General features: G+C 67.2%; 20 protein-coding genes. 8 read left to right on the forward strand and 12 right to left on the reverse strand.

Annotated features, from left to right (window positions below; all coding sequences use genetic code 11):
- Positions 1–23 precede the first annotated feature (23 nt).
- Together JFC09_RS00365 and JFC09_RS00370 are read left to right on the forward strand one after the other, a co-directional pair.
- Positions 24–665: a biliverdin-producing heme oxygenase gene (locus JFC09_RS00365; RefSeq protein WP_198392011.1), complete on the forward strand. Its 642-nt coding sequence runs from the start codon at positions 24–26 to the stop codon at positions 663–665.
- Between the two features lie 500 nt (positions 666–1,165).
- Entirely contained in the window at positions 1,166–1,768 is a 603-nt protein-coding gene (locus tag JFC09_RS00370; RefSeq protein ID WP_198392012.1) for a hypothetical protein, read from the forward strand.
- A 39-nt stretch (positions 1,769–1,807) separates the two neighbouring features.
- On the opposite strand, the gene JFC09_RS00375 is transcribed toward JFC09_RS00370, so the two are convergent.
- The gene (locus JFC09_RS00375; protein ID WP_198392013.1) at positions 1,808–2,158 is read right to left on the reverse strand and encodes a hypothetical protein; all 351 of its coding nucleotides are present in this window, start codon (positions 2,156–2,158) and stop codon (positions 1,808–1,810) included.
- Between the two features lie 96 nt (positions 2,159–2,254).
- Here JFC09_RS00375 and JFC09_RS16795 point away from each other — a divergent pair, with 96 nt between their 5' ends.
- On the forward strand, positions 2,255–2,707 hold the full coding sequence (locus JFC09_RS16795) for an ArsR/SmtB family transcription factor (protein ID WP_198392014.1): 453 nt from the start codon (positions 2,255–2,257) through the stop codon (positions 2,705–2,707).
- Between the two features lie 45 nt (positions 2,708–2,752).
- Here the strand turns inward: JFC09_RS16795 and dctP are convergent, their stop codons facing one another.
- The 5 genes from dctP to JFC09_RS00405 form a co-directional block, all read right to left on the reverse strand.
- Positions 2,753–4,021, reverse strand: a complete 1,269-nt coding sequence (gene dctP, locus JFC09_RS00385) for a TRAP transporter substrate-binding protein DctP (protein ID WP_198392015.1) — start codon at positions 4,019–4,021, stop codon at positions 2,753–2,755.
- A gap of 232 nt (positions 4,022–4,253) precedes the next feature.
- On the reverse strand, positions 4,254–5,333 hold the full coding sequence (locus JFC09_RS00390; protein ID WP_332839594.1) for a type I restriction endonuclease: 1,080 nt from the start codon (positions 5,331–5,333) through the stop codon (positions 4,254–4,256).
- A 242-nt stretch (positions 5,334–5,575) separates the two neighbouring features.
- The gene (locus tag JFC09_RS00395; protein WP_232482991.1) at positions 5,576–6,736 is read right to left on the reverse strand and encodes a serine hydrolase domain-containing protein; all 1,161 of its coding nucleotides are present in this window, start codon (positions 6,734–6,736) and stop codon (positions 5,576–5,578) included.
- Positions 6,737–6,912: 176 nt separating this feature from the next.
- The gene (locus tag JFC09_RS00400; protein ID WP_198392733.1) at positions 6,913–8,118 is read right to left on the reverse strand and encodes a pyridoxal phosphate-dependent aminotransferase; all 1,206 of its coding nucleotides are present in this window, start codon (positions 8,116–8,118) and stop codon (positions 6,913–6,915) included.
- A 34-nt stretch (positions 8,119–8,152) separates the two neighbouring features.
- Positions 8,153–9,649, reverse strand: a complete 1,497-nt coding sequence (locus JFC09_RS00405) for a glutamate-cysteine ligase family protein (RefSeq protein WP_198392016.1) — start codon at positions 9,647–9,649, stop codon at positions 8,153–8,155.
- 171 nt (positions 9,650–9,820) lie between these two features.
- Here JFC09_RS00405 and JFC09_RS00410 point away from each other — a divergent pair, with 171 nt between their 5' ends.
- Positions 9,821–11,092 (forward strand): M20/M25/M40 family metallo-hydrolase, encoded by a 1,272-nt coding sequence (locus JFC09_RS00410; RefSeq protein ID WP_198392017.1) that lies wholly within the window; start codon positions 9,821–9,823, stop codon positions 11,090–11,092.
- 239 nt (positions 11,093–11,331) lie between these two features.
- Here JFC09_RS00410 and JFC09_RS00415 read toward each other — a convergent pair whose 3' ends face one another.
- Both JFC09_RS00415 and JFC09_RS00420 read right to left on the reverse strand, forming a co-directional pair.
- Positions 11,332–12,027: an AAA family ATPase gene (locus JFC09_RS00415; RefSeq protein ID WP_198392734.1), complete on the reverse strand. Its 696-nt coding sequence runs from the start codon at positions 12,025–12,027 to the stop codon at positions 11,332–11,334.
- 43 nt (positions 12,028–12,070) lie between these two features.
- Complete coding sequence (locus JFC09_RS00420) at positions 12,071–13,531, reverse strand: D-serine ammonia-lyase (RefSeq protein ID WP_198392018.1); 1,461 nt, start codon at positions 13,529–13,531, stop codon at positions 12,071–12,073.
- A 46-nt stretch (positions 13,532–13,577) separates the two neighbouring features.
- Between JFC09_RS00420 and JFC09_RS00425 the strand changes: the two genes are divergently transcribed.
- From JFC09_RS00425 to JFC09_RS00435, 3 genes are all read left to right on the forward strand, one after another.
- On the forward strand, positions 13,578–14,189 hold the full coding sequence (locus tag JFC09_RS00425) for a mycothiol transferase (RefSeq protein ID WP_198392019.1): 612 nt from the start codon (positions 13,578–13,580) through the stop codon (positions 14,187–14,189).
- A gap of 22 nt (positions 14,190–14,211) precedes the next feature.
- Positions 14,212–15,330: an o-succinylbenzoate synthase gene (menC, locus tag JFC09_RS00430; protein WP_198392020.1), complete on the forward strand. Its 1,119-nt coding sequence runs from the start codon at positions 14,212–14,214 to the stop codon at positions 15,328–15,330.
- A 1,062-nt stretch (positions 15,331–16,392) separates the two neighbouring features.
- Positions 16,393–18,738, forward strand: a complete 2,346-nt coding sequence (locus tag JFC09_RS00435; protein ID WP_198392021.1) for an HNH endonuclease signature motif containing protein — start codon at positions 16,393–16,395, stop codon at positions 18,736–18,738.
- 168 nt (positions 18,739–18,906) lie between these two features.
- On the opposite strand, the gene JFC09_RS00440 is transcribed toward JFC09_RS00435, so the two are convergent.
- From JFC09_RS00440 to JFC09_RS00450, 3 genes are all read right to left on the reverse strand, one after another.
- Entirely contained in the window at positions 18,907–20,607 is a 1,701-nt protein-coding gene (locus JFC09_RS00440) for a hypothetical protein (protein WP_198392022.1), read from the reverse strand.
- 188 nt (positions 20,608–20,795) lie between these two features.
- A complete protein-coding gene (locus tag JFC09_RS00445; RefSeq protein ID WP_198392023.1) occupies positions 20,796–21,245 on the reverse strand; it encodes a DUF3817 domain-containing protein in 450 nt (149 codons plus the stop codon).
- 221 nt (positions 21,246–21,466) lie between these two features.
- A complete protein-coding gene (locus JFC09_RS00450) occupies positions 21,467–23,593 on the reverse strand; it encodes a M20/M25/M40 family metallo-hydrolase (RefSeq protein WP_232482993.1) in 2,127 nt (708 codons plus the stop codon).
- 298 nt (positions 23,594–23,891) lie between these two features.
- On the opposite strand from JFC09_RS00450, the gene JFC09_RS00455 reads away from it, so the two are divergent.
- Complete coding sequence (locus JFC09_RS00455) at positions 23,892–25,103, forward strand: VIT1/CCC1 transporter family protein (RefSeq protein ID WP_198392025.1); 1,212 nt, start codon at positions 23,892–23,894, stop codon at positions 25,101–25,103.
- A 67-nt stretch (positions 25,104–25,170) separates the two neighbouring features.
- Here the strand turns inward: JFC09_RS00455 and JFC09_RS00460 are convergent, their stop codons facing one another.
- Complete coding sequence (locus JFC09_RS00460; RefSeq protein ID WP_198392026.1) at positions 25,171–25,725, reverse strand: TRAP transporter small permease; 555 nt, start codon at positions 25,723–25,725, stop codon at positions 25,171–25,173.

A 25,725-nucleotide genomic window follows, 5' to 3' on the forward strand; every position in this document is an offset into this window, starting at 1 on the left:
CCACCCACCCTGAGGAGACCCCCATGACCGCAGTCGATTCACGACCAGCCGACACCGCTTTCGCCGCACGGGTGAAGACCGAGACGCAGGACGCGCATGATGAGGCCGAGCATTCGGCGTTCATGGGCGAACTGCTGGGCGGGAAGCTGGACCGGCGCGCCTACGTCGCGCTGCTCGAGCAGTACCTGCACCTCTACCGCGCCCTCGAGGCGACGGAGCGGCGATTCGTGGACGCCCCGGAGCTTGCTGGGGTCCTCGACACGCGCCTCGACCGGGTGGAGTCCTTGGAGGCCGACCTCGCGGACCTGTTGGAAGGAGCCGCTCCCGCCGAGCCCACGCAGGCGACCCAGGAGTACGTCGACCGCCTCACCGCGCTGCCGGACGGCGCCCCGGAACGCTACTTCGCCCACCACTACCTGCGGTACCTGGGCGACCTGTCCGGCGGCCAGGTGATCGGCAGGCTCGCCGCCCGCCACTACGACATCCCCAAGGAGTCGCTGCGGACGTGGAGGTTCGACGGCATCGAGAAGCACAAGCCGTACAAGGACCAGTACCGTGCCGCCCTCGACTCCGCTCCGCTCACCGACGCCCAGCGGGACGCGTTCATCGACGAGGCGCAGGAAGGATTCCTCCTGGCGAAGAGGCTGTTCGACTCTTTGGCGTGAGGGGATGCGGCCGCGCCTGACATGTCCTGAACTCCCCTGAGATCCGCTGAACCTCCCTGGACCCCCGTGCCGATCCGGTGCGGGGGTTCGTCGTGCCCTGTTTGTCCCGTGAACGACGCGCATTCAGTGGTCGGTGAGAGAACGCGAAGGACCTTGACAGTTATCTGATCGTTATACTCAGTCGCGGTCATGTCACGGAACGATCACGCGCGTCTCCGTGCGGAAGGACGGTCCCGACCCCACGTTCAGGGTCTGTTCAGCCTCTTTCGCCTCCCTGCGCTGAAGCGGTGTTTCCGCGTGTTCCAGGCCTTCGGTCGCTTGTGTCGCGTCTTCCGCGGATGCCACCGTGGTCCCCGCGCCGAACCTCGGTCGCCAGGCCGAACCTCGGCCCACAGGCCGAACGCGCCGCGCCCACAGGGGCGCCTCGAACCATCGCGTCAGAGCACATCGCTGCCGCACGCGATCACGCCCGCCCGAACAGCACGAATGGAGCACGCGCCATGCCCGCATCCTCGACGAAGTCCGTGAAGCGCACGGGCCTCCTCGCCACCGCACTCACGACGGGAGCGGTGGCCGCTGGTCTTCTGCTCAGCCCCACCGCGGGCCTCGCCGCCCCGGCGGCCGGTCCGTCCGGTGGAAGCTCGGCGAACGGCGCCAGCGCGTCGTCCGCTGAGGTGACGGCAAACAGCCTCACGGAGGAGCAGATCGACAACGCACGGACGATCATCGGCACGGGGAAGGCCGAGGACATCTCCGACGACGGAATCACGATCGCACTCATGACTGCCATGCAGGAGTCGAGCCTGCTCGACCAGGAGGGCGGCGACCGCGACTCCGCGGGCCTCTTCCAGCAGCGCCCCTCCATGGGGTGGGGGTCGCATGACGACGTCGTGGACCCGGTCTTCGCGACACAGTCCTTCTTCGGGACGAACGACTCGATCGACAACCCGGGTCTCCTCCAGGTCGACGGCTGGGAGGACATGAACCGCGGAACGGCCGCGCAGAAGGTCCAGCGCTCGGCCTTCCCTGACGCCTACGACAAGTGGGAGCCGCTCGCCGAGGACCTCCTCGACGAGCACGACGACGTCGACCCGATCGACTGACCGCCGGATACTCCGCCGAGGCGGTGACGGCTCCCGTGGTCAGCCGCGGGGACCGTCGTCGGGCACGGAAGGGTCATCTTCGTCGGGCAGTGACGGGGACGCGGCCTCGGGAGGTGACGCGTTCCCGGAAGGTGACTCGAAGCTGGAAGGGGACGCGGCCTCGGCGGCGGTGTTCTCCTCGTCGCGCAGCGACGCCTTCTCCTCGGCGGTCAGCGAATCCTCGCGAGGGTAGAGCTGCTCCCACACGATGAGGACGCCGATCGCGATCGTTCCGCCCACGGCACCCCGGGAGATCGGCCCCCACGGCCTGGGCCATTCGCCGAAGCCGGTCGTGGCCCCCAGGAAGAGGAGCACGAGGAAGGCGGCGGCGATCGCGACGATGTAACGCATGCCACGATACTGCCAGCACCGCTCCGTGGTACCAAACGGGCGGCGTCCCGGTGTTCGCCGTCACCTGTCTCATGAGCGACCGATACGATTCATCTCATGGCAGATCAGACGCACGCAGCCCAGGACCGCATCCGGTACTCTCCCGCCGGCGGAACGGCGGGCGGCGGTCTGCGACGCGGCCCGGAGCCGCTCCCCCCTGCGGGACCCGTCGAGATCTGCGAGCCGGAGGTCGGCGAGGTCCCCACCCCGGCGTACGACGCCCCCGCGATCGAGAAGACCGCCGAGGTCTTCAAGGCGCTCGCTGCGCCCTCGCGCCTGCGCATCCTCCTCGTGCTCACCCAGGGCGAGGCCAGCGTGTCGGAGATCGTCGACGAGACGGGGCTGTCACAGCCGCTCGTGTCGCAGCACCTCAAGCAGCTGCGCAGCCTCCATCTCGTCGAGGTGAACCGGGTGGGCCGCGAAGCGATCTACTCCTTCAAGGACGCCCACGTCTCCCACATCCTCATCGACGCACTCGACCACAGCCTCGAGCACCCCGACGACGAGTGAGGGCCGCTGAACTGAGTGACGGCTCTCACCGCCGGCTTTCATCTCTCACTGAGGGCGATGTGGAGCGAAGACTTCCTCGAAGAGCTGTTCGCCCATCGGGGTGAAGTCCATCTCCCCTTCCTCCCACCACTCATCGAGGTCTTCGAAAGACCCGGTGTCTTCCAGCCCCAACTCTTCCGCCACGCCGCTCCACTTCAGCGACGACTCCTGGATGCGAGCGTCGATATCGTCACCCAGCAGTCCCTTCTCCTTGACTTCCTCGACCTGTTCGGACTGGGTCTCGCCGATGATCTCCTCTGTTGCGGGATCGAACGGTTCGACCGTGCCGCCGGCCTCTTTCGCCTGACGCACGCTCTCCGTGTTCCCGTCCGCCACAATGCCGACGATCCCGCCGAACGTCGCCGACGCCGCATCGAAGATGATCTGCTGATACGCCAAGGGCAGTTCCTTGAAGCTCGAGCCCGCCAGTTCTGCGCCGACCGCACGTGAAGACATGCTGAAGTCGTCACTGCTATAGCTGATGTGTGGAGCAACTTCGAGAATCCCGCTCTCTGCGGACGGAAGCAGCTGCGCGAAGGTGCAGTTGACCGTCCCGCGCTGCAGCGCTTCGAACACCTCGACGTACTCCATCGACACCGGGGAGGCGCCGAGCGCTTCGACGACCCCCAGGTGCGAGGTGCTCGCCACCCGGATCTGGCGACCCGACCAGTCATCGGGTTCCGACCCGCGATCGGTGCACACGGAGTAGTAGCCGCCCGAGGCGACGATGGGAGTGAGCGGCACAACGCCCTGCGCTTCGTACTCGTCCAGCAGCCCTTCGGACTGCCAGCCGATATCTGCCGACACCGCGTTGTAGACCGCTTCGCCCACGACCGGTGAGATCGGCAGACCGGACAGAGACGTCGCGGCGGCGTCAAAGGTCGGGTACTCGCTCGGATTGTAGATCGGCAGGTTGTACGCCAGATCGAGACGGCCATCAGCCAGAGCGTCATCGATCTCGCCATATCCGGCGATCGCCTGCCCCCAGATGACATCGAGGGTGATCTTTCCGCCGGAGCGCTCTTCGATGTACTCCTGGTAGGCGTGGGCGGCCGGAGCCATGATCGAGTTCGGCGAGGACGCCGGCGGCTGATACTTCAGCGTGACCGGCTCCAGGTCTGCGAGCACTTCGTCGACCTCTTCCTGCGAAGCTCCGTACGCGTACCCGTCTCCGCTTCCGGACTCCGATCCACTGCCGCCGGCGGCGCCGGCGCATCCGCTCAGCACGAGGGCCGCGGTCGACATGAGCACCAGTGGCACCCTCAGTCTCTTCATAGTCAGACACCTTTGTCCTTGCTATCCGAATCACCGCCGCCGGACACCACTGTCCGTCGACAGGCTGGTCGCGGGCTCAAACTTGAACCCAGACTCAACTTAGCGAATGATCACTGAAGAGCCAACCTTCCGTTGGAGCCTTATCCATTCCGAGACCGGCGTAGCTCTCGACGACCAATTGCCCATGCCCGAGCGCGGGGTCCGCCAACAAAGCAGTTTTCCAAGACGGCCGTCAGAGGAACCTCCGCATCACTTCGCGAATTTCCGCCGCGTACTTGTAAATGTCTTCAACCCGTCCGAGGTCGTAAACCGCCTCTACCCGGTCTTCATCCAGAAGCCCGAGTCGTAGCCTGCTCAGGTTGTTAAACCTCAGCCGGCAGATCGTCTGCCGATTGTTGTCGTCAAGCAAGACGGGGCAGTACGACTTAGCATCGCGATACCCGATCCGAGCAGGATCAACGTCTTGTGCAGCGATGGCCTGCACGATGCGGAACGCCTGCACCTCTTCGTCAGTAGTCTCGATACCGTCCTCTACGATTTCGACCTGCTGTTCTGCAACCGACACTGCCTCGTCTTCACTCTGACCTTCTACCTCGTCCCCGAGCGCAGCTTTCAGCCGATTGTTCACTTGGTCTGAGATGAACTGCTGGAATCCCTTACTGACCAACGGCGTCAGATCCTCACGCACACGCTGTGTAATCCGGCCCTGGTAGACGCGATTCAGCACCAAGGTCGCAAAGTCCTGAGACAGGTCCTTGAACTCGCTCGCGAAAACTCTCTTTGCGGCAGAGACATACTTCAACTCTTCGGCCGCATTCAGCACCGAGTCCAGATCAAAGTGGCGCTTACTGAGCTTCTCGATCTCCGGAATCAGCGCTGCATCAATGTCTCCGAGGCGAAGCTCAAGGAACGGACGCTCATCCATCCGGTTGGGCTCGTCAAGGTCGGTGTAGAACCGGTACTCGTCGCCATTCGTCAGGATCGCGATCCGCGCCGACGTGACGTTGAAATACCTGTACAGCTGCGAAGCGTTTTCCAGACTGAGGGGTTCTCCCACCTTTTTCGCCTCGATGAGCATCGCAACTACCCCATCATTGACGATGGCGAAGTCGATCTTTTCGCCCTTCTTGATCCCTACATCCGCGACGAACTCCGGGATCACTTCCTCGACGTCGAACACATCGAAGCCCAAAACATCCCGGATGAAAGGCATGATGAGGGTGGTTTTCGTTGCCTCTTCCGTTGCGATGCTCGAGCGAGTGTTCTTGAGCTTTCGAGCAATGAGATCCAGCTGATCCTTCACAACCATCATCGGCGCTCCTCTTGATAGTGACACTGCTCACCAGTGGCTATAAGCATTAAAGCGCACAAAAACCCTTTTAGGAAACACGCGGGAGCCCGAGTGCCCCTATGGTTCTCCGCCACCTAATTCTCACTGCAGAAGACTGCCAAAACAGTCCTAGCTGGGCCGGGTCTTCAGTCGACACACAAAGCCATTCAAGCCGGAGCGCCGAATCATCGTCGTGGAAGATAGTTCAATCACCCCCCACGCCCTCACCCGTCGACTGCGTCGAGCGCCCTGTACGCCTCGCGGAGGTACTGGTCGCTGCGGACCGAGCCGACGACTCCCGGGCCCATCTTGTTCATCATGTACGCGATCGTGACCCTGCGGTCGCGGTCCATGACGATGACGGATCCGCCCCAGCCGCCCCAGTAGCCGATGCGGCCTTCGGGCACCGACGGCATCGTCGTGGGGTCAGCCAGGCCGAAGCCCATGCCGCGCCGCAGGGGGATGTTGAGCACCAGGTCGACACCGCTGGACTGCTCCTCGAACGCCAGGTCGATAGTCTTCTCCGACAGCAGACGGACGCCGTCCACCTCACCGCCCAGCGAGATCGCGGACAGCATGCGTGCCACCGACCGCGCGTTGCCGTGCCCGTTGAGCGCGCCCATGTCGGCCCGTCGCCAGTCCGCCGTGTTGGCAGCGTTCGCGTCGGCCATCGGCCCGGTGAACGTCCGGATCATGGGGTGGTCGGAGCTCAGCCCGGTGGATCCCGCTTCGAGTGGCGGTGGAGGGATGACGTCGGAGATCCGTCCCCAGTCCTCTTCGCGGGCACCTATCTGGAAGTCGGCGCCCAGCGGACCCGCGATCTCGTCGTCGACGAACTGCTTGAGCGTTCTGCCCGTGACCCTGCGGATCACCTCACCGATGAGGTGCCCCTGGTTCTGTGCGTGGTAGCCAGCCTCGGTACCGGGCTCCCACCAGGGCGCCTGCGCGGCCAGCGCCGAGGTCGACTTGTCCCAGTCGTACATGTCCTCGACCGTGACGGGCTTGTCCCAGCCGGACACCCCCGACGTGTGCGCGAGCAGGTGCCGCACGTCGATGTCGGCCTTGCCGTTCGCCCCGAACTCCGGCCAGTACGTCGCTACGGGCGCGTACGGGTCGATCTCTCCCGCGTCCATGAGCATGAGCGCGGCGAGGTAGGTGACGGTCTTCGTCGTCGACCACACGTTCACGATCGTGTCGTCGGTCCAGGGCTGCGTGCGTTCGACGTCCCGGTATCCGCCCCAGATGTCGACGACGTTCTCCCCGTCGATGTTGACCACCAGCGACGCCCCGAGGTCCTCCCCGGATTCGAGGTTGTCGTCGAATGCCGCCCGCAGTCCTTGGAACTGCTCGGTGCTGGTGCCCTGCGAGAGAGTTGGCTGCATCATCGCTCCTCTTCCCGTGACGCTCCGTTGCCTCACGTACTCCGGAGTATATGCAGGGCCCGCCCGAACGTTCGATCGACAGCTTCGGTCGGGGGCCGGGCACGAGACGCCGCCCGGTCTCGGGCACAGTGCCGCCGAGGCCCCGGTCGCCTTCCTGCCGACGCTCCTCGGGCTGCGGCTCAGTCGGCCAGGGAGGCTTGGAAGCGGCGGATCCGGACCAGCGCCTCGGCGATGTTGTCCGGTCCTGCAGCCAGCGACAGGCGGACGGCGTTGTGGCCGTTGATCGGGTCGAAGTCGATGCCGGGGGCCAGGGCGACACCCTCGATGTCCAGCAGTGCCGAGCACCATTCCGACGCGTCCGCGAACGGCCCCAGCACGTCGTCGATGCGGAAGTACATGTAGAACGCGCCGTCGGCCGGAGCCATGTCCTTCCAGCCCAGGTCGTCCACCGCGTCCAGCACGTGCTGCCGCGCCGTCTCGAACCCTTCGACTGCGGCGTCGCACTCCGCGTACGCCTCTTCCGTGAACGCCTCGACGCACGCGTGCTGCGCCGGCACCGGCGGACACAGCGACAGATTGCCGGCGATCGCATCGCAGGGGTAGACGAGGTCCTCGGGCAGGATCGCCCAGCCCAAGCGCCACCCGGTCATCCCCCAGTATTTGGAGAACGACGAGATGACGACCGCAGAATCCCCGCACTCCAGCGCCGAGGTGCCCCGCGAATCCGTGAACGTCACCCCGTGGTAGATCTCGTCGGAGATGAGCCGCACCCCGTTCGTCTCGCACCACGCATACAGGGCGGCGAGCTCCGGCTTGTCGATCATCGTGCCCGTCGGGTTCGCCGGTGACGCGAGCATGAGGCCCTTGAGCGGACTCTGGCTGTGGGCGGCCTCGAGCATCTCCACGGTGGGCTGGTAGCGGACGTCCGGACCGCACGGCAGCTCCACCACGTCGACGTCCTGTGCGCGCAGGATGTTCGAGTAGGCGGGATAGCCGGGCGTGGCGAGCGCGACCCGGTCGCCCGCGTCGAAGCTTGCGAGGAAGACCATGTCGAACGCGCCGGACGACCCGTTCGTCACCGCGATGCGCTCGATCGGGACGTCTACGCCGTACCAGCGCTTGTAGTGCTCCGCGATGCGCTCCCGCAGCGGCACGATCCCGAAGATCTCCGAGTAGCCCAGGTCGGTGCCGTCGAGCACGACCTCCGCGGCTCGACGACGCACACCGGCGGGTGCTCCCTGCGACGGCTCTCCCACGCACAGCGAGATGACGTCGCGCCCCTTCGCACGCATCTCGAAGACGCGGTTGAGGATGGCCATGACCGCGAACGGTCTCACCCGCGTCGAGCGGAGGGAGGTCGTCGTGGTCACGCGTGAAGTCTGCATCTGGTCCATGGCCCCACTCTAGGTCGCCAGACCCTCATTCCTCGTCCGGCAGCTCCCACGTGTGGACCGGCTTCCCGGTCTGCTGGTTCTCCGTGTAGAGACGGACCAGCTTGTGGAGTGCCTCGTTGCGCTCGTCCGACCCCACGGGGGCACGGCCCGCGAACGCGTCGAGGGCCTTCCGCTGCCACCACGCGCCGTTGCGGCCGGTGCGGGCGCGGGCCTCGTAGATGCCGATGTACTCGTCGATGACGTCGTCGTCGACCTCGAGCTCCTCGAGTCCCTCGCGGGCGTGCGGCGCGAGTGTCTCCAGCACGAGCTCCGTCACGTCGAGCGTCCCGTGCCGCGGCCACGTCATGCGGGCGCCGATCCCGTCGCGTGCCCCGCTCTCGAAGTTCTCCGCGGCCTCGGCGAAGGTCATCCGCGACCACACGGGACGGTTCTCACGCACGAGGAAGGCGATGAGGCCGTAGTAGAACGCCGCGTCCGCGATCATGTCGACGGTCGTGGGGCCTGCGGGCAGGATCCGGTTCTCGATCCGGATGTGCGCGTTGCGCTTGCCCGGCGCGTAGATCGGACGGTTCCACCGCCACACCGTGCCGTTGTGCAGGTTCAGCTCATGGAGATAGGGGGTCCCGTTGTCCGTGAGGATCGGCCGGCCGGACGCCTCCCGCGTCTCCGGGAGCAGCGGCGGGAAGAACTGGACGTTCTCCTCGAAGAGATCGAACACGCTGGTGATCCACCGTTCGCCGAACCACACGCGCGGACGCACGCCCTGATGGACGAGCTCCGGGGTGCGCGTGTCGATCGACTGTGCGAAGACCGGCAGCCGCGATTCGTGCCACAGCCGGTGGCCGACGAACAGCGGGGAGTTCGCCGCCATCGCGATCTGCACACCAGCGATCGCCTGCGACGCGTTCCAGGCGTCGGCGAACCGGTTGGGGGCGACCTGGAGGTGCAGCTGCATCGACGTGCAGGTGGATTCCGGCGCGATGTCCGTGAAGTCGTGTGCGTAGTGGTCTTCGCGGGACAGGTCGATGCCGACGTACTCGCCCCGGGCCTCGACGACGGCGGTCGACAGCGCACGGTACCGGTTCTCCGGGGTGATCCACCGCTCGTCCTCGAGCAGCTCCGTCGTCACCGTGGGCAGCGTGCCGATCGCGACCGGGTCGACCCCGTGCTCACGCGCTGCCGTCCGCAGCTTCGCGATCCGTTCGTCGAGCCCCTTCTCCAACTGCTTGAGGCCCGCGTCCCGCACACGAGAGATCGGCATGTTCACCTCGACGTTGTACGCCCCGATCTCCGACTGGAAGTCGCCGTCGTCGAGCGTCTCCATGACGTCCAGGTTCTTGAGCGCCGGCGCGCCGTGCTCGTCGACGAGGTTGAACTCGAGTTCGAGCCCGATCGTCCCCTTCGACTCGAAACTCGCGTTCTGCAAGTACGTGTCGAAGGTCTCCAGGTTCTCCTGGAGCTTGCGGCGATACAGGGTGCGTTCGCGCGGTGTGTATCGGACGGAACCGACTGCTTCTCCCATGGGGACAGACTGGCACACGGACACCGGTCTCGTCTCCCGTTTCGGCATTCGGATAATGTGGGTGGGTCCACGGTTCGCGCGGGTGCGGGTTCGGGAATCTCATGGGGCCGGTCCCGTTCCAGGACGGATTCCGCCCGCTCCGTGTCCCGGCGTCATGGCAGACTCGGAACCATGACGTCTTCCGCTTCCACCCCTGGCTCTACCCCCGCACAGTCCAGCCCCGCTGGACCGGCCGCTGCGCAGTCCGGCTCCGCACATCCCGGCCCCCCGCAGTCGGCTCCAACACGCCCCGCCACCGACCACGCCGCGCTCCTGCCAGCCGCGGAGTCCCGCCTGTCGCAGATGCTCGCGGACATCGAGCGTGCGATCTCGCTCGAGACGCCGTCCTCCGATCTCGATGCCGTCGCCCGAGGCGCCCAGGACTTCGCGGCCCTCATGGCCGACCGTCTGGGCGCGACCCCGGAGGTCCTCACAGTCGATGGCGTCACGCACCTGCGCCTGCGATTCGGACAGGGGCCCGCGAAGGTCGTCCTCGTGAATCATCAGGACACGGTGTGGCCGCACGGCACGCTCGAGCGCATCCCGTTCTCCCATGAGGACGGCGTGGTGCGGGGTCCGGGCAGCTTCGACATGCTCACTGGCGCGGTCATGTCAGTGCACGCCACCGCGATGCTCATCGACCAGGCCGGGCCCGAGGCCGTCGACGGTCTCAGCATCGTCGTCACCGGGGACGAGGAGGTCGGGTCCGCCACCGGTGCCCCGCTCCTACGGGAGGAGGCCGCGCAGGCGCGTGCCGCGTTCGTCATGGAGGCCGCTGCAGGTGAGGCGGGCTCGCTCAAGCTGGCCCGGAAGGGCACGTCGATGTACACGATCGCTCTGCACGGGCGGGCTTCGCACGCGGGGCTCGACCCGGAGAAGGGCGTGAACGCGGGGCTCGAGCTGTCGCACCAGATGCTGGCGGTCGCCGCTCTCGCGGACCCAGCTCAGGGGACGACCGTCACCCCCACCGTGTTCAGCGGTGGGACGACGACGAACACCGTCCCGGCGCTGGCCCGGTTCGACATCGACGTGCGGGCGAAGACGCAGGAGGAGCTGCAGCGCGTCGACGACGCCATCCGCGCGCTCACACCGGTGCTCGACGGCGCGACGCTCGGGGTGCAGGGCGGCATCAACCGCCCGCCGATGGAGCGGGCGATGTCCGAGCAGCTGTTCGCGCGGGCGGGCGAGCTGGCCCAGGCAATCGGTGTCGCGGATCCCACGGGTGTCGAAGTGGGCGGTGCGTCCGACGGCAACTACACCGCCGGTGACGGCATCCCCACCCTGGACGGCCTGGGCGCAGTGGGCGACGGCGCGCACGCGGAGCACGAGCACGCCCTGTCCGCACACATCGCACCGCGCACCGCCCTGCTCGCCGCACTCATCGCCGACCAGCTGCAGGGCTGAGGCCGACCAGCTTCAGGGCTGAGCGGAGCACCCTTCCCGCGCCGCCCCCTCCCGCCCGTCCCCCTCACGTCCACCACCTACACAAAACTTTGCCAGCTACGCAGTTATAGCTGCGTAGCTGGCGAAGTTTTGTGTAGGGGTCAAGGTTTCCCGTAGGTGGCGGTGGCAATACGGCCCCCATCCGCCGCGTTCGCCCCCCACCTCATGCGCGCCAGCGGCACGCCTGCCTCTCCGGTGTGCTAGTCCAGGTGGCGGAGGAACCGCTGCGGGTCGTCGAGGAACAGGCGCCAGTTCCGCACCAGGTCGAGGTCGTCGTATTCGACCTGCCGCATCCCCCACTCGCCGACCTCGTGGATCTGCGCACCGGGCAGCGCTGCGAGCACCGGTGAGTGGGTGGAGAGGACGACCTGCGACCCACTCACCACGAGGTCCTGCAGGATGCCGATGAGAGCGAGGCAGCCGGAGAACGACAGCGCCGATTCCGGTTCATCCAGCACCCAGAGGCCCCGTATACGCGCACGGTCGGTGATGTAGTCGAGGAATGCTTCGCCGTGACTGCGCTCGTGAAGGGCGCAGGGCCCCAGGGACTCCAGGTAGCTGAAGTGTCCGTGCATCGTCTCAGCCCGCAGGAAGACGCCCCGTTTGGACGCGCCCGCGCCGCGGATGATCTGCAGGTGGTCGTCGAGGTCGGATTCAGTGCGGCGAGTCTCGTGGAGGGCGGAGTGCGTACCACCTTCGGGGTTGAGCCCGAACGCCGCCGCGACTGCTTCCACGAGCGTCGACTTCCCCGCCCCGTTGTCGCCCACGAGCACTGTCGCTGCTGTGAGGTCCCACCCGTCGTCGAGCATCTGCCGCACCGGTGCGAGCGTCCCTGGCCATATACCCCGGTCGAGCGGTGCGAGCCGGTGCTCCTCGACCCGCCGGATCGGCAGCATGCTGAACGCCCTGTCGCCAGTCACGGGAACTCACCGCGGCAGGTCATACCGCCGTCTCCTGCCGCAGCTCTCCCCGAAGGCCGCCCTGCAGCAGCCGCCGACCCGCTTCCCACAGCTGCGCGTACTCGTCGTCCGGCATGAGCGACCCGCCGGTGAGCCAGGCGATATGGGTGCCGGACACCCCACCCCGCACGCCCGCCACCTGTCCTGCGGCTCTCAGCCCCGCGCAGGCGGAGGGTTCCAGGCGGAGGCCGGCTGCGGCCTCGGCGACGGTGAGGGTGCGCACCAGGTCGTCGTCGGTGACGGTCGCGTAGCCGCGCACCAGATGGCCGACGGCCTTCCCCACGAACCCGGACGGCCGCCCCACCGCCAGTCCGTCGGCGATCGTGAGCGCGCCGAGGCCCACATCCGCGACCGCCACCCCGTCGTCCTTCCCCGTGAGCCTGCCCAGCAGGAACGCCGGCATGGACACCGGTTCGACGAAGATGCACCGCACCGCGTCGCCGAACACGCTGGTGAGACCGTAGGTGATCCCGCCGGGCGCGCCACCGATCCCGCACGGCAGGCAGACCGTGAGCGGATGGTCGTCGTCGACCACGACCGAGGCCGCCGCCAGCTGCCCGGCAAGCCTCCTTCCCGCAACGGCGTAGCCGGCGAAGAGGCTCTGCGAGTTCTCGTCGTCGATGAAATGGGCGTGCGGGTCGGCGTCTGCGGCGGCTCGGCCTGCGTGGACGGCCTTGGTGAAATCAGTGTCGTGCTCGACGACCTCGACCCCGGATTCCCGCAGCATCGCCTTCTTCCACGCCTTCGCGTCGTGCGACATGTGGACGGTGACAGAGAATCCGAGCACCGCGCCCATGAGCCCGACCGACAGGCCGAGGTTCCCGGTCGACCCCACGACGATCCGCCGGTCCGCGAGCTGCGCCCGCACCTCGTCATCGAGGTAGACCAGCGGACCACTGCTGAGGTCGACGCCGAGGTCCCGTGCCGCTCCCAGCGCGACCTCGAGCACCTCGTGGATCCCTCCCCGAGACTTCACCGAGCCGCTCACCGCCAGCGCGTCGTCCCTCTTCACCCAGAGGTTCGAGGGGAACTGCTGTCCGAACTCGTCCGTGAGGGCTGTGGCGAGCGCGGAGACCTTCTCGAGCGGCGACTCGATGATGCCGCCGGTGCTGCGCGTGTCCGGGAACAGCTCCTCGAAGAGCGGGGCGAACCAGCGGAAGCGGTCCTCGGCGGCGTCGATGAGGGCCGGATCGAGGGGCTGGAGAGGAGCGCTCGGCGGAACCGGAGCACTGGACGGGGCCGGGGTATTTGACGGGGTGGGGGTGCTGGCCGGGGCCTCGGCATTTGACGGGGCAGGAGTCAGCGTTGAGTCCGTGGACGGCACACCCGAGGAGTCCATCGACCCGGGGAACCACACGACAGGATGACCCGCGACGACCTCGTCGAAGATCGTCTTACGCGCATCACTGGGCAGGTGTTCGCGGAGCGGCTCGTCCTTCATGTCTTGAACGGTACCGCGACAGGGATCGGCCTGACAGGATTGCCGCATGGACACGGACAGCAGAGAAGCTCCGGAGAGATCACCCACCGAGCGCACCGACACCGAACCCTCCCGCACCGAGCCCGCCCACACCGAGCGCACGGACCCACCCGTCGTCGCGAACGAGTACGACACCGTCGTCGGCTACATCGACTTCCTCCGGCAGACCCTCGCGTGGAAGACGTGCGGACTCGACATCGACCAGCTGCGGACGATGCTGCCACCTTCGGACATGACCCTGGGCGGCATGCTCGCCCACCTGTCGTTCGTCGAGGACTTCTGGATCAGCCTCGTCGTGGGCCGGGACATGCCCGAACCATGGGCCTCGACCGACTGGGACGCAGACCCGGACTGGGACTGGCACCTCGCCGCGGCCTCGGGCGCGGAGGACCTGTGGGGGCTGTGGGAGGCGAGCGTCGCGCGGTCCCGAGGGGTCCTCGGCGACCTCGTCGAGAAGCACGGCGCCGAGGCCGTCATGACGACGACGCACGAGGACGGGGGCAGCGGCGAGCAGATGTCCCTGCGCTGGATCCTCGTCCACCTCGTCGAGGAGTACGGCCGCCACGTCGGCCACGCCGACCTCCTGCGGGAATCGATCGACGGGCAGACGGGCGAGTAGAGCCCCTTGCTAGTGTGATGTCATGCAGCTCACATCGCTCCGCCTCCACCGCGTGTCCCTCCCGCTGGTCACCCCTTTCGAGACCTCGTTCGCACGGCAGACGGAGAAGCACTGCTACCTCGTCGAAGCGACCCTCGATACGGACAGCGGACCGGTCACGGGATGGGGCGAGTCCGTCGCGATGATCGCGCCGCTGTACTCCGACGAGTACGTGGACGGCGGCATCGCGGTGACGCGCGACTGGATGGCGCCTCTGCTGTACGACGTGGAGAACCTCACCGCGGAGACCGTCGCGTGGCACCTGCGCCCCATCATCGGCCACCGCATGGCGAAGGCCGCACTCGAGATGGCGGTGCTCGAAGCGCAGCTCAAGAGCAGGAACCAATCGCTCAAGGAGTACGTGGGCGGCGTCGTCGATGCGGTGCCGTCGGGCGTCTCCGTCGGCATCCAGCGATCCGTCCCCGAGCTGCTCGAGACCGTGGGCGGCTACCTCGACGAGGGCTACGCGCGCATCAAGCTGAAGATCAAGCCCGGCGCGGACATCGCACCCGTCGCCGCACTCCGGAAGGAATACGGGGACGAATTCCTCTTCCAGGTCGACGCGAACGCCGCATACACGCTGGCCGACGCGGCACACCTCAAGAAGCTCGACGAGTACGGACTCCTCTTGATCGAGCAGCCGCTGGGCGAGGCCGACATCCGCCAGCACGGGGAACTCGCGAAGCACATGTCGACGCCCATGTGCCTGGACGAATCGATCGTGTCTGCGGAATCTGCTGCGGACGCCATCTCCCTGGGCGCCGCCGCCGTCATCAACATCAAGCCCGGACGGGTGGGCGGCTTCCTCGAGGCGAAGAGGATCCACGACCTCGCGTCCGCACACGGCGTCGCCGTCTGGCACGGCGGGATGGTCGAGACGGGGCTGGGACGCGCGGCGAACGCTGCACTCGCCACCCTGCCCGGGTTCACCCTTCCCGGCGACATCTCCGGCTCCAAGCGGTTCTTCGACGAGGACATCACCGAGGAGATCGTCCAGCGCGACGGCGCCGTCGAGGTGCCCAAGGGGCCCGGGTTCGGCGTCACCGTCGACCCCGGCCAGCTCGCGAAGTTCTCCACGGAGACCATCGACATCCCCCGCTGACCTGGTGCGGCCGGGTGCGGGGCGGAGCGCGGGACTGAGGCAGCGGGACTGAGGCAGCGGGGTCCCGCTCGAGACGCACGCCGCTCCGGCAGCCAATCTCTGTTCGGGAGCGCGGACCACGCCGGTAGGCGAGTGCGGGCCCCCGCGATAGCCCCGCGGGCCCCCCCCGATAGCCCCGTGCGGGCCCCCGCGGTAGCCCCGTGAGGGCCTCCGCTCAGACTCCCGCCCGGACCCCACTACCTTCGTTACCGCACTCTGCTCTTGCTGCTGCCCCCAATGCTCTTGCTGCTGCCCCCAATGCTGCGCTTGCCGCGGTGCCGGAAAGCGCCGCGCTGCCCGCACCCTCGCGCCGATCACACGCCGCCGTACCCACATGCCTCTGCGCGCCCCCGCGCCCCCGCGCATCCGCACCTCCGCCTCCTGCGACGAACTCCTCGCACCTTCACTTCGCGCGAGAAGTTCCGGATTAAGCCCCTTGCACCGACACTCGTTCCATTCTAGAATAGAACTGACGTTCGGATGGTTCGCGCACAGCTCACAGAGGAGCCGACTTCAGAGGAGGGGGCGAACAGCATGACTGGATCAACGGAGCAGTCCCAGCCGCTCCCAGACGACACACCCGCCGCAAGCGACCGCCCTTCCGGTAGCAGCGCTTACGCCGCTGACGGCCTGGTCACGCTGGAACCCATTACTCACATGAACGCTCTGCGCGACGTCATCCACAACGGCCACCCGATCCTTCACGATGCCGACCTCCCGGATTGGGATGAGATCTTCTCCACGACTCTCTGCAACGAAGCAGAGTCTGCGGGCTCGGTCTCAGCACGTGTCGCACGATTCGCAACCCACAGCACCGCACTGGACCGGCTGCGCGCCGTCGAACTGGTGCACACAGCTACAGCAGTACTGTCTCTCGCCCTCTCATCAGATGTCTCCTGTGAACGAGTCGCGCGGCTCTTCGAGTCCGCCTTGCCCGCCTCAACCGCCCCTGCAAGCGATGCCACGACTTCCACTACTGGCTCGGGCGACCTTAGCGAGGCGACAGCGTTCTCTAGGACTTCCTTGCCGACGGATGCCTCATACAGTGACTCGGCTCTGCCGTCCTTCTGCACCCGCGCGGAGTATGTCCTCGACACAGCGGAGGAGACTGCGATCGCTGCGCGGGTCGACTCCCGCATGGGGAACACCCGGAGACTGATCGGACACGCACTGACCGCCTACATCGGTACCCCTCTGCTGCTGCGGGCTCTGCTGGAAGGGCGCCTGCGGTTCAACCGGTGGGAAGCCGTCATCCGGAAGTTCGCGTGGTTGCCGCTGAGGCACCTTCACGCCCTCGATGAGTACATCACAGGGCTGGATCCTCGCTTCTCACTTCACCAGTTCACGCGGAAAGTCGGCGAATTCGTCGCGAGCATCGTGGAGAAGCCGATTCTCGCCGCGCGCGTGCGCAGGGGCCGCAGAACGTGGACCGAAGACCTTCCCGGCGGCGAAAGCATCTTCTGTATGAAAGGACCCACTCCTCTCATCCACGCCCACCGCAACGAAGGTGAAGCCATCGCACGAGCGGCCCTGAAAGGCCAGCTCCACAGCCTCGAACTCACGCCCGTGGAGAAGACCATCACTCCCGCAGACGGCACAGTCGCCACAACAACTGACGAGACGACGCCCATGTCCGCGACGGATGAACTTCCACCACTGGCTTCCCTCTCGGTGACGGATGAGCGGATGCTGCAACAGATGATCTTCGATGTGCTCATCGGCGCACGCCCCCGCACGGAGACCGTATTGGAAGAGGTCGACACAGGCGAAGGCACGACCACTCGCTACCGGGTGGAGATCGCCTGCCCGGACGAAGCCACTGTGCTGCGGAAGCACGCAGCAGTGGTCGTGACAGTCCCGATGACCACTCTGCTCGGAGTGGACGACCGTCCGGGCACGATCGCAGGTACACCCGTACCGGCAGACATGGCTCGGATTATCGCGTCGAAATCGACAGTCTGGTATCGGATGCTCACGGACCCAGCGACAGGTCAGGTGCTCGACGAGGTCGCATTGAAGTACGAACCGGACCGCGCCACACGCATAGCGGTGCAAGGCAAGTGGCAGACATGCACCGCGCCGGGTTGCGGGCGGCCATCGTTGCACTGCGAAATCGACCACGGTGTCCCGTTCAACCACCACCAACCGGAACGGGGCGGCCGAACAGAGCCCGCGAACCTGCACCCGCTGTGCAAACGGCACCACCAAGCCAAGACAGAGGGAAAGCTCCGAATGCGCAGAACAACCGCTGATGAGATCGAATGGCTCATGCCGATCGGCACCGCCAGCACCACGGTGGCACCCCGCATCGACGATGGTGGCCTCCTCAGCGCTGCGTGCACACCCGGCGAATCAGCGGAGCGATCAGCCGCACGCCGACTCATCGCAGAGCGCGTCGAGCTCGACCCTGCGACGCAGCAGAAAGCCGCGGATGCGGTCTACGCCAACCTGTGGGCGGAGTTCACCGCACAGCAGGAAGCATGGGATCGGAGCCTGGCCCAGCGCGTCACTGTGCGCGATGAGCTCAGAGACGAACGGAAACGGTTCGAAGCGCAGATGGAGCAGCAGCGCGAACTGCTGGCGGAGCGAGAAGCACACGTCGACCGGAAAGCTCTCGAAGCTCTGCGACGAGATGAACGGGTCATGCGGGACGAGCGTCTCCTGGCACTTCAGCGAGCACAGTTAGAACAGCGGAAGCGCGAACACGTCTGCACCGGACGGACTCCCTCTGAGGATGAGCCTGTGCCGTTGAAGACGATCATTCCAATGCGGGTGGAGACCTTCGACCTGGGCCGGGGTACCACATACAGCGTGCACTGCCCGATCTTCCCGCATCCGGCTTTTCGCAGGACACAGGACCGTGAGAACAGAGAACTGCTCGGTCGCAGCACCTCGTCGAATCGTCCCACCCAAGGGGAGTGGGAGTCTGGTGAGTTCGACGTGCGTGGTCGCGAATACGCGAGAAAGAACTCGGCCAGGGCCTCGCTCGCGCTGGAACTCTTTGCCACGGAGCTCCACGATTACGAAGAGTCCCGAGCTGGACACGTGGCCATCACGATCGACGAGGCAATGCTGACCAAGAAGCCGACCCGCCTCGACCTCTCCCGGTTCTTTGCAACGGCTGGTCGATCCCTCTCCCAGACAGACCGGCCCCTCCCTCAGGCAGACCGTTCTCTCCCTGAGACTGACCGGGCCCTCCCCGAGACTGAGCGTCCCCGCCCCGGCACGGACAGTGCCCTCCCCGGAGCTGACCATCCTCGTTCTGAGACGGACCGATCGTCCGCGTCTTCGAGTAACGCAGCTCCCCCGCCGGCAGGCTGGGAGACGCTCGGTCTGAGCGGCGACTCCGCCGAACCCCCACCTTTCTGATCATGCGGAATCCACGGCAGAGTCGGGCGCTCTCCACAACCGACCAAAAATTGTGTTCCGTGAAGAGCCAGCAGTCCGGCTGTCAGCGGCCCGTTTACCCCTGGCCCCGATGTCCGTGGCCCTGATGCCGGCGGCTCCATATGGCGTCACCGCGGGCGTTCAGAAATGTCAGTCGTCTCCGTCGGACGAGCCGTCTGGCGCGTCATCGGGATCGTCGTCCGCGGGAGTCGACGTCCCTGGGCTCTCACCTCCCGGCTGCTCACTTCCTGCGTCAGCGGACGGCTCGCCTTCCGGCACTCCCTGCGATTCAGCAGATCGATCATCCTCAGACGGGACCTGCGAATCGGCAGATGGCCCGCTCTCCGAGGTCACCTGGGACTCGTCGGGCTCACCGACACCAGTGGAGTCGCCCCTTCGGCGCCGTGACTGTCGGTCATGCTCGTACAAGTGCCGCACACGGAGTGCCTCTTCAATGAGCGCATCGACGTCGAGACCGCCCGTCCACGGGCCACTCCACGACGACCCCGCATTCGCTTCGGGGCCACCGTCCGACACCTGCTCAGCCCCACTGCCAGACTCACGATCCTCTGCAGACCGCGCTCCGTCCGCGCTTCGCCCGTCCGCTCTCCCCAGCTTGTCCGGCTCGCCCGGTTTGCCCGGTTTGTCCGGCTCGCCCGACTTATCTGATCGGTCCGCGTGGCTGGCCTTGCCGACCTCCGCGTCATCCTCGACCCACAGTCCTGCGGGAGGAGCCGCTGACCCTCGGCCACCCTCGTCCCCCGGGGCGCCGCTCTCGTACCGTGCGCCGTCGGCGCCAGTACCACTCTCACCGTTTTCCGCCTCGGCGCTGTCATCTCCAGCAACGTCCGAATCCGGGTCGCCGGGCTGGAAGCCGGCAGGCCGGCGGGAAGTACCCGGGCCTCGGCGACGCCTCCGTGAAGGGTCCCCGAACCGAGCGCGCAACCATTCGAAGAGCGCCTCCGCGTCCTCGGGCCGCTTCAAACCTCCCAGGAGTTTCCTCGCGTCCTCCGGCAGCAGATCCAGCAGGCGGGGGTCGATCGGGAACCCACTTGTGGACGTGCCCCGTCCGGCCTTCCCACCCCAGTTGCCCAAGACGTCGGAGAGTTCCGCAAGAGAATCGTTCCAGTCCGAGCCCATCCCATGCCCGGGCAGGAATCGTCCCACCGGGCCGAGCGGACCGGCACCGCTCCCATCCACCGGAGAGCCGGAACCATTCCGTCCGACGAAGAGCCCCGACCCGTACGCGTCTCCACCTTCCATCCCGCCACGAACGGCGTGGGCCTGCGCGTCGGCCAAGCGGGCGTCGGCCTCGGCCACACTCACTTCAGCATCCGCGATCCGAGCTCCAGCGTCAGCCTGCCGCGTCTCTGCCTGCGCCCGCAGTACATCCGCCTCCGCCAGAAGCACCTCCGCTTCCGCCCGGCTGGTTTCTGCTTCCGCCCTACGAGCTTCTGCGCGTGAGCACTCCTCATCAGCTGCAGTGCGCTGGGTTTCGGCTCGCACCCGCTCCGCGTCGTCCTTCACCCACTGGATCCGTGCTTCCACATGCTGCACCGACACGTCTGTCAGCCGTGTCTTCGCTGCCAGCAGGGCGGCGTCCTCGTCCGCGCGTCGAGCGTCAGCGGCTTCGCGTTCAGCCTTCGCGTCATGTGCATGCGCCTCACGTCGAGCGGCCTCCGCCTGCGCTCTGGCGAGATCCGCCTGCGCGGTCGCGACTCCGGCCTGCTCCTGTTGCAGTCCGATCCTCCGCAACCATCGCAACGCGACCCCGACCAGGAGGACGCAGCCCGCGACGACGAGCAGCAGCAGGACGAGGGTGAGGATCTCAAGCGGGTTCATCTGGAACATGTCTGTCCTCTTCGAGGGCGTAGCGGCACTCCGGACATCCAGTATGGCGGATCGCTCACGCCACGGACCCTGAGGCAAACCCCCGCATCAGACTGCAGGAACCCGCGTCTTCACAACACGCCAGACCAGAGAGACCGTCAGACAGGGGAGACCCTCGGACCGGGGCCCCCTCAGAACGGTCGGCCTCGTCAGAACGGGGGCCCGACCACCACCATGACCGTGAAGATCACGGCGACGACGGCCAGGCCCGCCACCAGCGTGAGAACCGGGCGGGTGATCGCCCACGCGATCCCCTTCTCCACGACGCCGCCCGGCGTGCGGCCCTTCGGTCCGAGCTCCCAGGCGCCGTCCAGCTTGCCCCTGCGGATCGCGGCGACCTCGAACGGGATCGTGAAGAACGGCGGGATCGCGCTGCCCAGGCCCAGCAGGATCCACTTGGCGCCCCACTTCTGGGAGACGCCGACGAAGACCGTGACGAAGCAGAACGCGATGAACATGAAACCGTGGACACCACCGCCGATCGTCACCATCACCTCGGTCGTCTTCGTGACGTATTTGAGGAACATCCCGACGAGCAGGAGGGCCCAGGTGATCGCTTCGCCGATCGCGAAGAGGGAGAACAGGCGCTTGGGAGTCATCCCGCCATCGTTCCCCCTCACGCCCTCACGCCGCGTTGACCATCTGCATCGCGAGAATCGACCGCTCAGTCCGTGGGCGGAACGCCGTGGGCCCCGGAACCTCCCACAGGAGGTTCCGGGGCCCACTCAGCGAGCGCACCCGCCAAGCGAACTCACCCGTTCGGCTGGCTCGTCGGCAACCGCGGACTCGTCCGCGGCCGCCGATTCGCCCGCCGGTCGGTTCAGCTGCGGCGACGGTTGCGGGTCACCGTGACGAGTGCACCGCCACCCACGACCAGTGCCGCTGCGGCTGCGATGAGCGGCAAGGCGTCCGCGCCGGTGCGAGGCAGCTTGCCGCCGCCGTCACCGTCGTCGTCATCGCCGTTGCCGTCGTCGTCGCCCCCGCCACCGGGAGCGTCCTCGTCCGCGACGACGGAGAACGAGCCGCTCAGGTCGTCCGCCGCCGAGGCATCGGTCGCCGCCTGCTCGGTCCCCGCGTTCGCGTCCGCGGAGTCCACGCCGTCCACCTCGACGGAGTAGTCGCCGATGTAGTTCGACGCTGCCGTCGGGTTCGTGCCGTACACCTTGGTGCTGGCCACACCGTCGTCGTTCGCCTGCGCGGAGATTACCGCTTCCTCCGTGTTCTGGCCCGAGGTGGGGGCGACGCTGAAGTCCACGTCGTCACCCGGCTCCAGGCCGGTCACCGTGAGCTCGACACCCTTGTCCGCGTCGACGAAGTCGGTGACGCCGATGGTCTCCGGTGCGATCGACAGGGCGGGGTCGTCGGACGGCTGGTCCGTCGGATCGTCCGAGGGGTCATCCGTCGGATCGTCGGTGGGCTCGTCCGTCGGCTCGTCGGTCGGCGGATCCGTCGGCTCGACCAGGTCGTACGCCAGCGTGTGTGCGGCGAACGCGATCGCGGGGACGAAGATGTCGACCGACTCCTCCGACACGTTCTCGATCGTGTCGTCGACCGAGTGGTAGTTCCGGTCGTGCTGGACGCCTTCCACGCCGCCGAACATCTCGACCTCTTCCGCGGTCTTGATGTCGTCGGCACCGGAGAACAGGCCGGACGCGGGAACGCCGTTGTCGATGAACGCCTGGTAGTCGGAGCGGCCGGAGAAGTCCGTGCCGACGTGCGGCTGCTCGTTCGCGTCGAAGTAATCGGTGAAGATTGCCTCGAGCTCAGCGGAGCCTTCCGGAACGTTGACGTCCGGCGGCACCGGGACGTCGGATCCGTCGGAGTCGAGCGTGCCGACGATGAAGTTCTCGGACCCGATCATGTCGAAGTTGAGGTAGGACTGGATGCGGTCGAGCTCACCCTCCGACAGCCCCTCGACGTACTTGGTGGAGCCGACGAGTCCCACCTCCTCAGCACCCCAGAAGCCGAAGCGGATCTTGTGGTCGACGTCGGTCGGCTGTGCGGCGAGCGCCTCCGCGGTCGCGAGCAGCGCGGCGGAGCCGGACCCGTTGTCGTTGGCTCCGGGGCCCTCCTCCACGCTGTCGAGGTGTGCGCCCAGCATCTGCACGCTGTCCGCGTCGCCCGCGGTCGTCTCTGCGATGACGCTCCAGCTCTCGACCGTCGTGAACTCGGTCTCGAGCGTGAGGTCTCCGGTGAGCTCCTCCGGCGGGTCGGACTCCGCCGCCTCGAGGATCGCGTCCCGGAGCGCCTCGCCGTCGGCCTGCTGGAGGCCGAGCGTGGGTGCGCTGCCTTCCATCCGCTCACCGAGAGTGCCGTTGACCGGCCCTTCTTCGTTGTTGTAGATGACGACGCCGGCCGCGCCGGCCTCGGTCGCGTTGGCGGTCTTCTCACCGAACGCGCACTCGCCGCGCTGCACGAGCACGATCTTGTCCGCGACGTCCACGAAGTCACCCGCGGCGCAGCCCAGTTCGCCCCCGGCGCTGTCACCGTAGGTGTCGTCGGCCGGCAGTGCGAGGACGGCGGCGGACAGCGGCGGGTCCGCCGCTTCCGTGTACGCGAGTGTCTCCACGTCGTAGTCGGTGTCTCCCACGGAGAACGCCACGTCGCCGAAGTTCTGGTCCTCGACCTCGAAGTAGTCGCGGGTCACCTCGTAGGCGCCGGTCGCCTCGAGGACCCCCTCGACGTATTCCGATGCCTTCTCGTAGCCGTCGGTGCCGAGCGCCCGGTAGCCGTCGGAGGCGTTCGCCACCGAGATGTCGGACAGCTCCTGCAGGTGCGCCATCGCATCCGCTCCCGTCACACCCATGTCCGTGTGCTCGGTCGGCCCGTCCGGGGCCGTCGTTGTGGCGAGCGCGGGCGCCACCGTGGTCAGGCCGAGGGCGGCCGCGGCTGCGACTCCCACCGTGCCGCGCAGAGCGCGCCCGGCCTTCTTCCGTACTGGTTGCATGGTCATCCTTCCGATGCCGTGTCCGTCGAATTCCTTCTGGTGGTCACGCGTGGCGGTGAACATCCGCTCAGCGACCTGTGACCGCAATCACATGAAGTACACAGTAACGGAACGATCACGACAATGGGTAACGAAGCGGTAACGACGCACAAGATGCGTTGCACCTTCGAGCCCGCCGTCGATCAAGCGCTTGCGCAAATGTTGAATTCACGGCGCGGGATTCCTAGAATCTCCCACGGAGCGCAGCAATACGACAGACAGCAGCCGCACGACGGTCGCTGAAGGGAGCATCACGCGCATGGTGGACCACCAGCCGGACGAGCACAGCGCCGCACCGAGCGGCCGGGAGCTCACCCCGGACTCGGAGCGCGACCCGTTGACGAGCCCCATCTACACCGTCTCGGACACACTGTCCGGCCCGGACCGCGCCCTGGTTCGCCGCTGGCAGAAGCACCTGGCGAACGAACGGCTCGAGGAACGCCTCTACCGAACCCTCGCGCAGCGGCGGGAGGGTGAAGAGGCAGAGATCCTCACGGCCCTGGCGAATGCGGAAGCACGTCACCAGGAGCACTGGATCACCCTCCTGGGCGACTACGCGGAACCCCGCCGCCGACCCTCGTTCGGGACCCTCGTCCTCGCATTCCTGGGTCGCGTGTTCGGCTCCGTGTTCGTGCTGGCGCTCGCACAGCAGTCGGAGTCCCAGTCCCCGTACGCGACGGACCGCTGGGCCACCTCTCGCATGGCCGCGGACGAGGCGATCCACGCCGAGGTCGTCCGGGCTCTCGCACAGCAGTCCCGCGCGAGGCTGTCCGGCAGCTTCCGCGCCGCCGTGTTCGGTGCGAACGACGGGCTCGTGTCGAACCTCGCCCTGGTCCTCGGCGTCGCCGCGGCGGGCATGGCACCGGCCGCCGTCCTCCTCACCGGTGTGTCGGGCCTCCTGGCGGGCGCCCTGTCCATGGGAGCCGGGGAATACGTGTCGGTGCGGTCGCAGCGCGAACTGCTCGAGGCCTCGGTCCCGGATCCCGATTCGAACCACGCGATCCCGCACCTCGACCTCGATGCGAACGAACTCGCGCTGGTCTACCGGGCGCGCGGGATGGAGCCCGACCAGGCGACGGCCGCGGCGGAGGCGCAGATCCGCGCCGCGCAGTCCCCGGTCCGGCGCCGTCCCGTGGGCGGGCACCGCGGTGACACGTCGTTCGACTTCGGTCGCGCCGACGCGCACGAGGAGCTCGGGACCGGGCTGGGCGCCGCCGTGTCGAGCTTCTGCTTCTTCTCCTCGGGCGCAGTCATCCCGATCCTGCCCTTCGCGTTCGGCATGACCGGCACCGGCGCTGTCGTCGTCGCAGCAGCACTCGTCGGCATCGCGCTCCTCATCACCGGTGGCATCGTCGGCGTGCTGTCCGGCCGCGCCCCACTCCCCCGCGCGCTGCGGCAGCTGGCCATCGGGTTCGGCGCGGCCGCCGCCACCTACCTCCTGGGCCTCCTCTTCGGCGGCGCCGTGGGGTGAGAGGGGCACCCGCACCCGGCCTGAGGCCGGCCCCCGCCGAGGCCGACCCCAGTCCGAAACCGACCTGTCAGATCCCGTCCGGCACGACCTCGGCGGGCCCGCGCTTCACGGTGAAGCCGGGGTCGTCACGCTTCCGGTTCGCGACGAAGACGAATCCGCACTCGACGACCACCAGCCCCAGCCCCAGAGGAGCAAGGAGCTGGGCAGGCCACTGCGGCAGCATCGTGAGGCCGGCGAGGAACGCGGACTGGTGCATCACGTGCCAGCCGGCGAACACGGCCGCGGCGACTAAGACGACACCGATGACCACGATCTCCGCGGCCACCACCGTCTGGATCGTGCGGTAGCGGGTCCGGGGCGACATCCGGGGGATCAGCAGATCCATGTTGGGCATGATCCCCGACCCGCACACCCACGCCAACGACGGGAAGACGATGAGGGGCAGCAGGTAGTTCTCGACGATCTCGAACCCACCGGGGATCGACGCGCCGCCCATGTTGCGCAGCACCACGTCCAGGACGATGAACAGCATCAGCACGAAGACCGCCACACCGCTGACCACGGCCCCGGCCGTCGTCACCTTCGTGAAGCTGCGGTACGCCCGCATCTCGCTCTCACTCAT

Source organism: Brevibacterium yomogidense, from assembly GCF_016107685.1.
Taxonomy (GTDB): Bacteria; Actinomycetota; Actinomycetes; order Actinomycetales; family Brevibacteriaceae; genus Brevibacterium; species Brevibacterium yomogidense.